The 13,822-nt window shown below is 70.9% G+C and carries 12 protein-coding genes and 1 pseudogene; 6 read left to right on the top strand and 7 right to left on the bottom strand.

Translation table 11 applies throughout. The features are described 5' to 3' along the window. Positions 1-402: 402 nt before the first annotated feature. A complete protein-coding gene (locus tag ACH4S8_RS27050; RefSeq protein WP_398398642.1) occupies positions 403-822 on the bottom strand; it encodes a DUF6325 family protein in 420 nt (139 codons plus the stop codon). A gap of 188 nt (positions 823-1,010) precedes the next feature. Next, positions 1,011-1,655 carry a GAP family protein gene (locus ACH4S8_RS27055; protein WP_398398396.1) on the bottom strand — a complete coding sequence of 215 codons (645 nt, stop codon included), beginning with the start codon at positions 1,653-1,655 and terminating at the stop codon, positions 1,011-1,013. A gap of 153 nt (positions 1,656-1,808) precedes the next feature. Between ACH4S8_RS27055 and ACH4S8_RS27060 the strand changes: the two genes are divergently transcribed. From ACH4S8_RS27060 to ACH4S8_RS27070, 3 genes are read left to right on the top strand one after another with little or no spacing between them, the layout of a single operon-like run. After that, entirely contained in the window at positions 1,809-2,045 is a 237-nt protein-coding gene (locus ACH4S8_RS27060) for a hypothetical protein (protein ID WP_398398398.1), read from the top strand. After that, entirely contained in the window at positions 2,042-3,460 is a 1,419-nt protein-coding gene (locus ACH4S8_RS27065) for a DUF2252 domain-containing protein (RefSeq protein ID WP_398398400.1), read from the top strand. Before ACH4S8_RS27060 ends, ACH4S8_RS27065 begins: the two co-directional genes overlap by 4 nt. A gap of 41 nt (positions 3,461-3,501) precedes the next feature. Continuing rightward, the gene (locus tag ACH4S8_RS27070; protein WP_398398402.1) at positions 3,502-5,319 is read left to right on the top strand and encodes a glycoside hydrolase family 15 protein; all 1,818 of its coding nucleotides are present in this window, start codon (positions 3,502-3,504) and stop codon (positions 5,317-5,319) included. Here ACH4S8_RS27070 and ACH4S8_RS27075 read toward each other — a convergent pair. Next, positions 5,270-6,865 (bottom strand): chloride channel protein, encoded by a 1,596-nt coding sequence (locus tag ACH4S8_RS27075; protein WP_398398404.1) that lies wholly within the window; start codon positions 6,863-6,865, stop codon positions 5,270-5,272. The genes ACH4S8_RS27070 and ACH4S8_RS27075 overlap by 50 nt on opposite strands. Positions 6,866-7,216: 351 nt before the next feature. On the opposite strand from ACH4S8_RS27075, the gene ACH4S8_RS27080 reads away from it, so the two are divergent. The 3 genes from ACH4S8_RS27080 to ACH4S8_RS27090 are packed head-to-tail and all read left to right on the top strand — an operon-like array spanning position 7,217 to position 9,066. Then, positions 7,217-8,167, top strand: a complete 951-nt coding sequence (locus ACH4S8_RS27080) for a hypothetical protein (RefSeq protein WP_398398406.1) — start codon at positions 7,217-7,219, stop codon at positions 8,165-8,167. A 28-nt stretch (positions 8,168-8,195) separates the two neighbouring features. Next, positions 8,196-8,672, top strand: coding sequence for an Imm50 family immunity protein (locus ACH4S8_RS27085; protein ID WP_398398408.1), 477 nt, complete (start codon positions 8,196-8,198; stop codon positions 8,670-8,672). Beyond that, a complete protein-coding gene (locus ACH4S8_RS27090; protein WP_398398410.1) occupies positions 8,662-9,066 on the top strand; it encodes an Imm50 family immunity protein in 405 nt (134 codons plus the stop codon). Before ACH4S8_RS27085 ends, ACH4S8_RS27090 begins: the two co-directional genes overlap by 11 nt. Positions 9,067-9,133: 67 nt before the next feature. On the opposite strand, the gene ACH4S8_RS27095 is transcribed toward ACH4S8_RS27090, so the two are convergent. From ACH4S8_RS27095 to ACH4S8_RS27110, 4 genes and pseudogenes are all read right to left on the bottom strand, one after another. Further along, positions 9,134-9,910, bottom strand: a complete 777-nt coding sequence (locus ACH4S8_RS27095; RefSeq protein ID WP_398398412.1) for a hypothetical protein — start codon at positions 9,908-9,910, stop codon at positions 9,134-9,136. A gap of 111 nt (positions 9,911-10,021) precedes the next feature. Continuing rightward, positions 10,022-12,442 (bottom strand): SpoIIE family protein phosphatase, encoded by a 2,421-nt coding sequence (locus tag ACH4S8_RS27100; protein WP_398398414.1) that lies wholly within the window; start codon positions 12,440-12,442, stop codon positions 10,022-10,024. Between the two features lie 106 nt (positions 12,443-12,548). Then, a pseudogene (locus ACH4S8_RS27105) lies at positions 12,549-12,863 on the bottom strand (DUF4291 family protein); the annotation flags it as partial. Between the two features lie 74 nt (positions 12,864-12,937). Continuing rightward, entirely contained in the window at positions 12,938-13,549 is a 612-nt protein-coding gene (locus tag ACH4S8_RS27110) for an SMI1/KNR4 family protein (protein ID WP_398398416.1), read from the bottom strand. Positions 13,550-13,822: the final 273 nt, after the last annotated feature.

The raw sequence follows: 13,822 nt of genomic DNA on the forward strand, positions 1-13,822 counted from the left end.
GCGGCGCCCCACGGCCGCTTTCTCTTGGGGGGCGCTGGGGGCGGCCGCGGGCGGGCCCCCCCCGCCCGCCCCCCCCCCCGCCCCCCCCCCGCCCCCCCCCCCCCCCGGGGGCCCCCCCCCCGCGGGGGGGGCCCGCCGCAGGTCTGCGACCGTTTCCGTTCCCGTCCCGCCCGGCTCACCGGCGACGCCGCCGGTGAGCCGGGGACTTCGGGGAGGTCGCGCGGGCGCCGGGCGGCCCGGCGCGGATCCGGGACACGGGGCCCGCCCAGGCCCGGGACACAGCCGCGCCCCCGGTTCTCCGCCGGGTGGCGGGTCCGGGGGCGCTGCTCCTGCCGTGGCCGTGTCGTGTCCGGCCATGGCCGGACGGCTCCGCCGCAGGGGGCGTCCGGCCACGTGTGCCGGCTATCCGGCGTCCGTCTCTTCGAGCGCGGCCAGCACGGCCGGCACCGGGATGCGCCCGGAGGCGACCATCTGGGCGCCGCCGCGTCGCAGCGCGGTGGCGAGGGGCGCCGCCCACACGTTCTCGTAGACGAGGATTCCGGCGGAGTTGCCGGGCTCCAGTGCCTTCCCGGCCTCCGCGATGTCGTCCTCGCCCAGCAGACCGGAGGACGCGCCCTCGAACACGGCGAGGTCGAGGACCCCGTCTCCGTCGAAGTCGGCGATCTCCATGCCGGCCACGGATCCGTCCTCGTCCTTTCTCACGAACAAAAGGTCGAGAATCCGAATGAGGCCGCGGTCCACCAGATCGACGAGGATCGGAAACCCCTCCCCTGTCATTCTGTTACCGGGAAACTCCACGACGACATAGTCGATCGGTCCCATCTCGACGATTTCCTCTTCGCTCACGGCTTCACCCCTGCGTGGTCATGGTTTTCCCCTGCCCCAGGTCAATGCCATTGCAGCACCGGACGGTAGCCGCCGCATTTCGGTACGACGCCTCCTCGGACCCCCGCGAACGACGTCGCTCGGGCCGTTCGGGTGGTTCGGGTGGCTCAAGTGGTGCGGGTGGTTCACGCGGTCAGCTGGTAGATGCTCTTGCCCACCAGCCACAGCCCCAGGAACAGGAACAGCGACACCAGCGCCTTGTCCTGGTGCCGTTCCATCCACGCGCGCAGCTTCCCGAGCCGGACATGGGCCGTCTGCGGGGCGAAGGTCGCGTAGAGCTCCATCGTCAGCAGGCTGGACGTGGCCAGCAGCACGTAGCCCATCAGGGCCGCGTACGACGCCGCGTGCCCGAGGTCGGCGCTCACGACGGTGGAGGCGCCGGCCGCGATCATCCCCCACGGCTGGAGCAGCAGCGCGAGCCCGGCGGCCGTCCAGGCGGAGATCCGTTCGATCCGGGACATGAAACCGGAGTGCTTCGGCCGCTTGCCGATGTTGCGCCGGGTGCGTTCCGCGTAGAGGACGAGTCCGACGCCGATGGCGAGTTTGCCGGCCAGCGCGGCCGTGGACGGCGCGGATCTCGGAGGCGGCGGCTCACCGCCGGTCATGAGCAGCACGGCGGCGATGATCGCGACGAAGGAGGCCAGCCAGGTCAGGATGAAGGCGAGGCCCTTCCAGATCCCGTTGCGCGTCGACAGCACGAGCACGAATCCGGTGATCGGCAGCGGGTCGAGGGCGATCGCCAGAGCGATGAGAAGCAGGTCAAGGACCATCGCGTCCCCCGCGTGGTCTCGCGCTGCCCGAAGCCGCGGTGTCGCGCATGCCCTCATCGTCACCTCCGGCGACCGCGTCCACAAATCCGGTGTCCCGCCCCGCGCACCGGGCCCGATCGGTCCGACTCGCCGGACATATGACCCGGAGCTACCTTGGTGATCGGGCCGGGCCCCTCCCGCCACGACCGCTGCACCGCCGACCGCCCGTACGTCGCCGTACGTCACCGACAGGCCCCGCGTACCCGACGAGCCGAACGCCTGTGGCCCCCGGCCGCCGGCACGTCCTCGGCAGGAACCGTCCTCCCGAGCCTCGGCGCGGTGATCCCCTCGCCGACCGCCCTCGCCGGTGCCCAGCGCGCCGGCGACCTCATCGCGGAGCGTCTGCCATGACCCCCAAGCACCCGGCCGGCGGCCGGACCCCGCACCACACCCCGGCGGAGCGCGCCGCGCTCGGCAAGGCCGCCCGCTCCGCCGTGCCGCGCTCCAGCCACGCCGACTTCGCCCCCGCGCCGAAGCGGCCCGACCCGGTGGACATCGTGGAGGCGCAGTCCGCGACCCGGGTGCCCGAGCTCGTACCGATCCGCTACGGGCGGATGACCGAGTCGCCGTTCCGTTTCTACCGCGGGGCCGCCGCCATCATGGCCGCGGACCTCGCCGGCACCCCCCGCTCCGGGATCAGGGCGCAACTGTGCGGTGACGCGCACATGTTGAACTTCCGGCTGCTGGCCTCGCCGGAGCGCCGCATGATGTTCGACATCAACGACTTCGACGAGACGCTGCCCGGCCCCTGGGAGTGGGACGTCAAGCGGCTGTCCGCCAGCCTCGTCATCGCGGCCCGGGCGAACGGCTTCAGCGGCAAGGAGCGCACCGACATCGTCCGCACCACGGTGCGGTCGTACCGCGAGTGGATGAGACGCTTCGCCGGGATGGGCAACCTCCCCGTCTGGTACACGCATTTCGACGAGGACTGGGTACGGACCCATATCGCCGGGGAAGTGGGCTCGCGGGCACGCGACCGCTGGAAGAAGTCGACCGCCAAGGCGCGCAGCCGGGACAGCCTCCAGGCCTTCAACAAGCTCACGCACATGGTCGACGGCCAGGCCCTGATCGCCGCGGATCCCCCGCTCGTCGTTCCGCTGCAGGATCTGCTCCCCGACATGGAACGCGGCGCCCTGGAGAAGCAGCTCCGCAAGCTGATCGGGAGCTACGGCCGGAGCCTGGCCACGGACCGGCGGTTCCTGCTGGAGCAGTACCGGTTCGCCGACGTGGCCCGCAAGGTGGTCGGCGTCGGCAGCGTGGGCACCCGTTGCTGGATCATCCTCATGCTCGGCCGGGACGGCTCGGATCCGCTGCTCCTGCAGGCCAAGGAGGCGGACGAGTCGGTGCTGGCGCCGTACGTCGGCGCGAGCGAGTACCGGACCCAGGGCGAGCGTGTGGTCGCCGGGCAGCGGCTCATGCAGGCCACCAGCGACATCTTCCTGGGCTGGGAACGGGCCGAGGGCATCGACGGCCGCCGACGGGACTTCTACGTACGGCAGTTGCGGGACTGGAAGGGCATCGCGGAGCCCGAGCTCATGGTGCCGGCGGACATGCGGGCCTTCGGCGAGCTGTGCGGTGCCACGCTGGCCCGCGCGCACGCGAGGTCGAGCGACCGGATCGCCATCGCCTCCTATCTGGGCGGGGGCGATGTCTTCGACCGGGCGATCGTCCCGTTCGCCGAGGCGTACGCGGACCAGAACGAGAAGGACCACCGGGCACTCGTCGACGCCGTCCGCTCGGGCCGCGTCAAGGCCGAAGCCGCCTGACGGAAGCCGCTTGACGGAAGCCGCCTGACAAGGAGGCCCGCATGGATCGCTATCCGCCCATCGCCGACCACGGCCTGGTCGGGGACCTGCAGACCGCGGCCCTGGTGTCGTCCCAGGGTGTGGTCGACTGGTTCGCGGCACCCCGCTTCGACTCCCCCAGCGTCTTCGCCTCGCTCCTGGACCACGACGGCGGCGGCTACTTCCGTCTCGCGCCCGATCACCCCGAGGGAACGTGGAGACAGCTCTACTACCCGGACACGGCCGTCGTGGTGACCCGCTTCATGTCCCCGGACGGCGTGGGCGAGACCATCGACTCCATGCCCGTCCTCACGGGCCCGACGCCGAGCGACCGGCACCGTCTGGTGCGCGTCGTGCGCTCGGTGCGCGGCACCGTGCACTTCGGTCTGGAGTGCCGGCCGCGGTTCGACTACGCGAGGGCGGGCCACGAACTCGAACTGGCCCCCGGCACGGCCACGTTCAGGTCTCCGGCAGCGACCGCGCATCTCCAGGGCAACATCCCGATGGAACGGGACGGCCAGGACGTCCGGGGCGGCATCACCCTCCGCAACGGCGAGGCGGCGGCCCTCGTGTTCACGGTGTGCGGGCCGGACGGCGAGGCACCGCCGCCGCCCACGGTCGACGGGCTCACCGAGGAACTGTGGAACAACGTCGACTTCTGGCAGAAATGGGTCCGCACCTCGAACTACCGGGGCCGCTGGACGGAGATGGTCCACCGTTCCGCGATCACCCTCAAGCTCCTGACCTACGCCCCCACCGGAGCGCCGGTCGCCGCCGCCACGATGGGGCTGCCCGAGCAGATCGGCGGCGAGCGCAACTGGGACTACCGGTACACGTGGGTGCGGGACGGCTCGCTGTCGGTGCGGGCGCTGCTCGACCTCGGCTTCGTGGAGGAGGCGACCCACTTCACCCGCTGGCTGGGCGACCGGCTGCGGGAGCGCGAGGGCCCGGACGACGAACCCCTCCAGATCATGTACCGGGTCGACGGCGACCCGCATCTGACGGAGGAGATCCTGGGGCACTTCGAGGGCTACCGGGGCTCGTACCCGGTGCGCGCCGGCAACGGAGCGTGCGGTCAGCTGCAGCTCGACATCTACGGCGAGGCCCTCTACGCGCTGGCCGAGGGCCGCGCGGTGAGAGAACAGGGCAGCTATCACGGCTGGAAGGCGCTGGCCGGCATCCTGGACTGGCTCGCGGACTCCTGGGACCGCCCCGACGAGGGCATCTGGGAGACCCGGGGCGGGCGCAAGGACTTCACCTACAGCCGGGTCATGTGCTGGGCCGCCTTCGACCGGGGCCTGAAGCTGGCCGCGGAGTACAGCAGACCGGCCGACACCGTCCGCTGGACGAAGGCCCGGGACGCGATCCTCGAACAGGTGATGGAGCGGGGCTGGAGCGAGAAGCAGCGGGCGATCGTCCAGCACTACGACAGCGACGTCCTGGACGCCTCCCTGCTGCTGGCCCCGCGCGTCGGCTTCGTCTCCCCGCGCAGCCCCGGCTGGCTGAGCACCCTGGACGCCATGGAGCGCGTCCTGGTCTCCGACAGCCTGGTCTACCGCTACGACCCGGAGGCCTCCCCGGACGGACTGCGCGGCTCCGAGGGGACGTTCAGCCTCTGCACGTTCCTGTACGTCGACGCGCTGGCCCGGGCGGGACGGCTCCCCCAGGCCCGCTACACGTTCGAGAAGATGCAGACGTACGCCAACCATGTCGGCCTGTTCGCCGAGGAGATCGGCCCGAGCGGTGAGCAACTGGGCAACTTCCCGCAGGCGTTCACCCATCTCTCCCTCATCATGGCCGCGACGACGCTGGACGAGGCGCTCGACGGGCTGCGGCCCTGAACGGCGGGATGTCCGGACCCTGCGGAAGCAGTTCCACGGTCACGAAGGAGACCACGGCGGCGAGCACGATCACCGGCACCGTTCCCGAGTTGCCGACCAGGAGCACGACCAGCACGACGCAGCTGACCGGAAGCCTGAGCGCGGCGGCGGACGCGGCGGCCATGCCCGCCGCCATGGCCGGGACGACACCGAACCCCGGGAGCGGTGCCAGCAGGGCGCCCATCGCGCCGCCGAGGAACAGCGAGGGGAACACCGGGCCGCCCCTGAGGCTGCCCAGGCACAGCGCGTACGCGATGGACTTGAGCAGCACCACGGCCACCAGGCTGCCCACCGACCACGCGTGCGGGTGGGCGGCGAGCTGGGCGAGGGTGGTCTGGCCGGACAGGGCCACATCGGACGGCGAACGCCCGGTGAGGGCCGCGTAGAGCGCCGCGCAGCCGCCCGCGCCGAGCGCGCACAGCACGGTGGTCCGCAGGGTGTGCGCGGACACGGAGCGGGCCACGTACCGGCCGCCCACGATCACCCAGTGGATGCCGACTCCGATCACGAGTGCCATGAGCACCGACCAGACCACGTCCCCGGTGTCGAGGGTCGAGGGCGCCGGCAGTCCGATCTTGAGGCTGCCGGTCTGCAGTCCGGTCCAGCTGCCGAACCCGGTGAAGACGATGGCGCCGACCCCGCTGGCGAGCAGCGCGGGCAGCATCACCGCGAACAGCTGCGGCCCGCCCACGCCGGCGACCTCCATCAGCAGCACGGCGGCGATCAGGGGGCTGCCGAAGATCGCCGAGATGCCTGCGGCGGCGCCCGCGGCACCGAGGAGCGCCGTGCCCTGAGGAGTCGCGGGAGCCCGTACCAGATCCCGGAAGAGCAGGGCCAGGCCTCCGCCGAGCGCGATCAGCGGCGACTCGGGTCCGAGCACGGCTCCGAGCGGAAGGCCGGCCAGGGCGGCGAGCGCGACACCGGGCAGGGCGGAGGCCGCCACCCCGCCGGCGTGCAGGCCCGAGGCCGGGATGTGTCCGCCCCGGCCCGGCAGCCACAGCACGATCAGGCCCACCAGCACCCCGGCCAGGAGCATCGGGGGAAGCGGCCACCACCACGGCGGATCGGACCACCCGAGATCGTGCGGCCACTGCTCCCACATCAGATGTTCCAGCTCGTGCAGGAGTACCAGGAACCAGAAGGCGGCGAGCGAGACCGGGACACCGATCACGGCGCAGAACACCAGCGCGCGCCGGTAGGCGGGCTGGACCAGCAGGGCCCTCAGCTGCTCGGCCTCCGTGGGCTGCTTGCCCGGCGGGGACTCCGCCTCGGCGGGCCGGTCTCCCGAGGCGTCCCCGGGCTTACCGGATTCCCTGGACTTCCCGGAGTCTCCGGGCTTCCCGGGCTCCTCGGACTTCGGATCGCTGATGGGTCTTCTCCTACGTCCGCTCGGAGGAACGCCGGCGTGGAACCGCCGTCGGAGCGCGAGCGTACCGACGGGACCCGGCGCGACCGAGCGGCCCGCGCACCGGGCTCCGAAAACCCTCCGGGTGGACGTGCCGTACACACCCGCGTGGCCCGACGCGGTCTGTCCGGCGCGGCCCTGATCGGCGCCGGGACCGGCCCCGTCACCCCGCTCGGCTGCGCGACCCCGGCCGTCGCGCCCGTGACGGAGCTCGTGCGCCGGCCACGGGGGGGGGACGCGGCTCCGACTGACGGCGAGGTCCGGACATCCGGCCGCCATCGATGAAGTGCCGTACGCACAAGGGCTGTTGGCGATCATCGTCCCCTTTCCCGCCGGTTGACCTGTCCCGTACAACCCTTGCCGATCACCGGAGGTCTCCGATCCGTACGTACGTCGTGCCGGGCTCCTCCGAGAGCGGGCGGACGTGCGGACGTGGGGACGGGAAGGAGAGACGTGAGCGATCAGCGGATGGTCATCCCCGTGGGTCCGGACGGGGCGCCGACCCCGGACAAGGTGCTCGTGCGCATGGGTGTCACGGGCCTCGTCATCGCGGCCTCGGGCGCGGTCGCGGGCTGCTTCACGGGATTCCGGGGCACCACGGACGCCGGCGCCATCGCCTGGCTCACGATCTTCATGGGCGGTCTGCTGACGGCGCACCCCGCATACGTCGCGATGGTTCGGACGCTGGTTCCCGAGCAGCGGAGACTGCACCGCCGCAGGGCCGCCGTCCGGCGTGCCGTGCAGGCGCCCCTTGCCGCCGAGGAACTCACCCGTGGAGCCCTCCTGGCAGCGGTCTCGTCCCTCGGGTCCGAACCCGTACGGCCCCGGCCGCGGCCGCCCGTGACGGACGGCCGGGGACGGTTGGTCTGGTGGCGCGACCGCGACCTGCGCCACGCCTTCGGCCTCACCCGCTTCACCGCGGTGACCGTCGTGATGACGCTCGTCGGGCTCTGCGGCGTGCTGCACGTCCTCGGCGGGATCGTCCTCGCGTCGATCTTCCTCCCGGCCGCGGCGCTGAACGTGCTGATCCACGCGTCGGGCATCCGGCTGGCCCACGCTCTCGCCCATCTGGCCGGCAGCGAGCGCGTTCACTCGATGCACTACCTGCTGCTGCGCGAACCGTACGGCGGCGAGGCCTACTTGGTGCTGCATCCCGTCGAGGCCGATCCGGACGCGGCCGGACCGATGCTTCTGCGGCTCGCCAAGAGGAAGCAGGCACGACGTCTCGCGCCGACGGGTGTCGCCGAGGTCCACGGCCGGCTCGAGCCCGTCACCGTGGTGGTGCCGTGGATCGACGGCGCACCGGTGTGGACCCGTTACGTTGTGAACATCCTCGACCTGACGACCGGGCGCGACCGAGCGCGACTGACCTACCTGCTGGGATCCGGCACCGATGCCCCATGAGCACGATCCACACCCGATTCGGTTCCTCGTGAATCCGGAGCCGCTGCGGTCGCTGTACGGCCATGTCCCGGATCTGACGGGGATCAGGATCAGGTCGGTCAATCTCAACTGGCGCGGGCCCACGCTGACCCTCCGCGTCGACCTGCCGTCCTACCCCGACTCGGCGCCGCAGGAATGGACCGACGCGGGCCTCGACACGGTGCAGTGCCAATTCCGGTTCCTGGCGGTGGAGGGGATCTCCCTCACGGATTGGACACCACCGGCCCTCGGCAGCCTCGACATGGCCCCGTACGGAACCGAGCGACGCATGCGGGTGACGTTCAGAGGCGACGGCCTGTCCCTGGGATTCGACTGCAGCGCATCCGTACGCGTCGGTCACGTGAGCGCGTTCAGGTCGACGGAGAACGGACGTGACGACGGGAGCCGTCTGTTCATGAGCAGGATCGACGCCCGACGGCACAGTTCCCTTCCCGGAACCCAGGACAGGACGTTCTATGAGCGCTGACTGGTCGCGACTCCTGGCGTCCCCGCACCATCTGGGGAACCTGTACGGCAGCAGCCCGCCTTCGGCCGCGTCGTGCGATCCGTTCTACGTGCACATCGACGAACGCGAGAACTCGGTGACCCTGGGATTCGACACCCGGATCCTCCCGGCGAACACTCCCCCGGAATGGCAGGAGAAGGGATTCAACGCCTTCGAGTTCCACCTCGTCTTCGAAGGAGTGACCGGACTCCGCGTCACGGGCTGGGACGCTGCTGCCGCAGGAAAGATCGACATGACCGTCGGACCCGAATTCTTCGAGGTGCTCCTCGGTTCACGCGAGTCGGGAATCGCCTTCCACGCTTCCACGGCCCGGCTGGCCGGAACACGCGCGTACCTCGCCTCGGACAGCCTCTGACCACCGAGGCGGCAGCCTTGGCGCCGGATTCCTCCCGAGCGAACCGCTTGCGAGGCTGGAGCGCGGTTCAGAACGGTGGCTCCTCGGTACACCCACCGGTCCACTCTCCGGCGCGGACATCTCTCTTGCGCGCGCGGACGTCGTCGGCCGTTTCCAGAGCAGTGACGTCGTGGCCCCAGTTCTTCAGGGCGTCCAGGCATCGGCTGCGGTTGTAGCGGTCGGTGCTTGCCAGGAGGAGGCACCGGGCGTGGCCCGCCAGTGCGTCCTGGTGGGTGGCGAGACCGGGGTGCTCGATCAGGGGAAGTGCCGCGACGACAGCGGCATGCCGCACATCCACGTCTTCATGGGCCAGGAAGGGCGAGACGGCACGATAGAAGACGGGGCGGTGCTCCCGGAAGGCGCGCATTTCCGGGTACTCGTCGAGAAAGTCACCGTCGAAGTGCCGTCCACCTGCGGCGAGGCTCTCGTCGTCGCCGTCGTGGGCCAGCGATCCCAGCCACTCCAGGAGGGCCACCCGGACGGGGTGGTCCCGTTCCGGATCGATCCGTCGGCAGTGCCCGACAGCCTCGGTGGCAGGGTCGTTCAGGACCGCGGCCACGTACAAGGCCACGGCGAGTGTGGCCTCGTAGAAACTGTTCTGGTGGCACACCGGCTCGAGCTCGCCGACGGCCCTCATCCGAACCGCCGGATCGGCATCGAGGAGGCGACGGAGCACAGTCGGCAGAAAGCTGCCGTTCCCTCTCGCCGTGCCGAGCGCGGACCAATCGGTGCCGTCCAACAGCGCGCGAGGACTGGGCAGTCCGTCAGAGCCGAAACCGCCGGTCCGCACGTCCCCATCGATCACGAAGCAAGGCTACGACACTCACGGACCGCGTCGCGAAGGCACGGCTCGATGAGCTACGGGGCCACTTGCTGCGCCGTCGCAAGCGGGCGAAGTCGTGGAGGCCGCAGGTGGTCAGGAGGGCGGCAGAGGCTGCTCCGTCCACACGGTCTTGCCGTCGTGGGCGTAGCGGGTGCCCCACCGCTCCGTGAGCTGCGCGACCAGGAAGAGCCCGCGTCCGCCCTCGTCCGTGCTGAGGGCCCTTCGGAGGTGAGGGGACGTGTGGCTGGTGTCGGACACCTCACAGATCAGGCACTGCGTACGGATGAGGCGCAGGGTGACGGGGCCGTCCGCGTACCGGTAGGCGTTGGTGACGAGCTCGCTCGCGATCAGCTCGGTGGTGAAGAGCATGTCCGACAGCCCCCATTCGGCCAGTTTCGCCGTGATCAGCTCCCTGGCGCGGGCAGCGGCGGTCGCCTCCAGAGGCAGCTGCCACGAGGCGACGTTCTCCGGCGGCAGCACCCGGGTGCGGGCCATGAGCAGCGCGATGTCGTCGGTGGGGCGGCGGTCCGTGGGCAGCAGCGCTTCGATCACGCCGTGGCAGGTGCGCTCCAGGGGATCGGCGCAATGGGCGAGACTTTCGTGCAGCTTCTCCAGCGCGGCGTCGATGTCGCCGTCGCGCCCCTCCAGGAGGCCGTCGGTGTAGAGCGTGAGCAGGCTGCCCTCAGGGAGTTCGAGGTCGTACATCTCGAACGGCAGTCCGCCCAGGCCGAGCGGTGGACCCGCGGGCAGGTCGAGCACGGTCACCTGGCCGTCCGGCGTGGACACCAGGGGTGCCGGGTGGCCGGCGCGTGCCAGGGAGCATTGCCGGGAGACCGGATCGTAGACCGCGTAGACACAGGTGGCCCCGAGCGTCTGTTCGACCGTCGACTGGTTGCCCTCGGCGTTCGCCTCCATCTCGGCGGCCAGCAGGCTGACCAGATCGTCCAGTCGGGCCACCACCTCGTCCGGTTCCAGGTCGAGACTGGCCAGGGTGCGCACGGCGGCGCGCAGGCGCCCCATCGAGGCCGCGGCGTGGATTCCGTGGCCGACCACGTCTCCCACGACGAGGGCGACCCGGGCCCCTGACAACGGGATCACGTCGAACCAGTCACCACCGATGCCCGGTTCACCGCTCGCCGGGAGGTACCGGCAGGCCACCTCGACGGCCGGCAGGTCGGACACCGTGCCCGGCAGCAGACTGCGCTGCAGGGTCAGAGCGGCGCTCTGCTGCTGGGTGAAGCGGCGCGCGTTGTCGATACAGACGGCCGCACGCGAGGAGAACTCATGGGCCACCGCGGCGTCGTCGTCCTCGAAAGGCTCCGAATGGCGTACGCGCCACAGGCTCACCACGCCCAGTACCAGGCCGCGTGCCATGAGGGGCACCACGATCAGGGAATGGACGCCGAGACCCAGGGCGACCTCGATCCGCCTCCGGTCCATGGTGTACCACTCGGGGCGCAGCGACAGCAGCCGTTCGAGAATCGGGCGGCGCTCGGCCAGGCACCGCGCCTGCGGAGAGTCCGGGAGGAGCGGGACCACGTCGCCCTCCTGGAACGGGACCCGTGGTTCCGGGGGCGAAAGAGCCACTCGCAGGAGCGCACCTGCCATGTCCGAGGGCAGTTCGTCACCCAGTGTCACCGGCTTCAGGAGGTCCACCGAGCAGTAGTCGGCCAAGCCGGGGGCGGCCACCTCGGCCAGTTCCCGGGCCGTCTGCGTCACGTCCAGCGAGGTTCCGATCCGGGCGCTCGCCTCGTTCAGCAGAGTGAGCCTGCGCCGGGCCCGGTAGCGCTGGGTCACGTCCTCGATCGTCTCCGCCACGCCGAGGACCCGGCCCGAGGAGTCTTCCATCCGGAACGCGGAGACGGACACCATCCGTTCCTGGCGCGGAGCATGGCGCGTCCGGGCCGACTGCTCCGTGAAGATCAACGGCTCGCCGGTCTCCAGGACGTGGCGTACCCGCTCGTCGGCCTGACCCGCGTCCTCGTCGACCAGGAATTCACCGGCACGACGGCCCACCGTCACCCCGGCGGTGATGCCGCTCGCCTTTTCGATCGCGCGGTTGACCCGGATCACCTTCCTGTCCGGGCCGTGGATGGCCAGACCGATCGGGGACCGGCGGTACAAACCGTCCAGCAGCGCACGGTCCCGCTGCCAGGCGACGACTTCCGCGGCAGGGGCACCGACCAGGAACCACTCTTGACGATCTCCGTCGCGGGTGATCGCACGGGCCCGGAAACCCATCTCCACACGCCGTCCGTCATGGTGCCGGACGGGCAGGACTCCGAACCAGCCCCCCGCCCTCATGGCGTCCACGACGACGGACCGCGCGACGGGCAGGTCACGGGCGTCGACCAGGAGGTCCCGCCACGCCCGTCCGATCACTTCCTTGGCCGGGTAGCCCAGCAGCTCCTGCGCACGCGTGCTCCAGCCGACCACTGTGCCGTGATCGTCGAGCACGGCCGAAGCGCCGTGCTCGAGGGCGAACGGATCCTCCGGACTCTCGCTGAAATGCATCGAAGGTGTCCCCATAACCACCTCTTCGTCTCCGTGACTCCGATGTTCCTCCTCCCGGTCTCCGTCCGCGACTCTCCGTTCCTCTCGGCCCGGCGGGTGGCGAGCGGGTCACGTCACGGATGGCGAGCGTCCGCTCGTCCGCGCGGCGTCGTACGGCTTCACCGGAGAGGCCGGGGCGCAGGGGCCGCAAGCGCCGGTCCCGTTCGGGGTCTCACCGCACGGGGGTGGGCGCACGCTTCAACTGACGCCGCCGGACGGCCCGATCGGGGTGCGGCTCGTGAACGCGGTTCGACGGACACGCGTGACGCAGCGCCCGTTCGAGGCCGTCGCGGGTGATCTCGACGGCCAGGACGGTCTCCCGCCCTCCTTCCCCCCAGCCACAGCGATACACCCTCCACAGGAACGACGGCTCGATCCATGTCCTCGATCCATGTCCTCGATCCATGTCAAGGCGCGTTCACAGACCTTGGGGACGTCACGCTCGGCGGGTCCGGTCTACATGCCGCGGTCCGGACCGTAACGGACACGTATGTGCTCGTCGGGCGTCATGGGCATGGACTCCAGCTTCACGGGGCCGGGGTAGTACGCCGCGCTCTTGTACCCCGCCATGTCCTCTCCGATCAGGAACCGGTAGAACCACTCGGCGAACGGCATCGGATAGCCGGCCCAGTCCCCGTCCCCGCACGCGACGCACATGCCGCCGGGGAAGCCGTGGACCTGGGGCGCCAGGAAGATGACGTCTCCCCGGTCCAGGGAAGCCAGCGGAATCAGGCCTCGCGGGGTGCCGAAGGCGAGGTCCTGCAGCCCGCAGATCCGACGGGGATCGGATCCGGGATCGTTCGTCCAGTCCCGTTCCCACCGGGTCCGGGACCACGCCCGGGAGGTGTCGCGCATGTCCTCCAGGAGGTTCCACCGAGCGGTGGCCGGATGCGACAGATACAGGTGCCCGTTGATCTGGATCGGCGCGTACGCGTCGACGATGGTCTTGTAGTCCGCGGGAAGTTCCGTGCCGAGTTCGGCCTCCAGACGGGCCCAGGCAGCCGGATCGGCGTAGCGGTTCCCGGGCGGGCCGATCATGTCGAGCACGGCTCGCAGGTAGTCGGTCATGGCGTGTGGACCCTCACTGTCGGAGGCAGGACAGGGTGCGTCCGTCTCGGCGAGCCGGCAGCGCGATCATGCCTGACGGGCAGGAGGAGCCCAGGCGGGACCACTGACATCGATACGCGTAACGGGTTCCGGACGGCCCGCCGCCGCGCCCGACCCGTTTCCGGCATACATACGGAAAGCCCAAGTCGCAGCCTGAGCACCACACCGATGGTGTCCGCCAAGCGGAACAAGATCACCTCGGAGCCCTGTCGGCGCACGCATTCGGCCCCGGCC

Source organism: Streptomyces sp. NPDC021080, from assembly GCF_044333225.1.
Lineage (GTDB): Bacteria > Actinomycetota > Actinomycetes > Streptomycetales > Streptomycetaceae > Streptomyces.

What these genes read in the sequence shown, in the direction of transcription:
- ACH4S8_RS27050 (WP_398398642.1), bottom strand. Translation starts at nt 822, where the DNA reads ATGGGACCGATCGACTATGTCGTCGTGGAGTTTCCCGGTAACAGAATG.
- ACH4S8_RS27055 (WP_398398396.1), bottom strand. Translation starts at nt 1,655, where the DNA reads ATGGTCCTTGACCTGCTTCTCATCGCTCTGGCGATCGCCCTCGACCCG.
- ACH4S8_RS27065 (WP_398398400.1), top strand. Translation starts at nt 2,042, where the DNA reads ATGACCCCCAAGCACCCGGCCGGCGGCCGGACCCCGCACCACACCCCG.
- ACH4S8_RS27070 (WP_398398402.1), top strand. Translation starts at nt 3,502, where the DNA reads ATGGATCGCTATCCGCCCATCGCCGACCACGGCCTGGTCGGGGACCTG.
- ACH4S8_RS27090 (WP_398398410.1), top strand. Translation starts at nt 8,662, where the DNA reads ATGAGCGCTGACTGGTCGCGACTCCTGGCGTCCCCGCACCATCTGGGG.
- ACH4S8_RS27100 (WP_398398414.1), bottom strand. Translation starts at nt 12,442, where the DNA reads ATGCATTTCAGCGAGAGTCCGGAGGATCCGTTCGCCCTCGAGCACGGC.
- ACH4S8_RS27110 (WP_398398416.1), bottom strand. Translation starts at nt 13,549, where the DNA reads ATGACCGACTACCTGCGAGCCGTGCTCGACATGATCGGCCCGCCCGGG.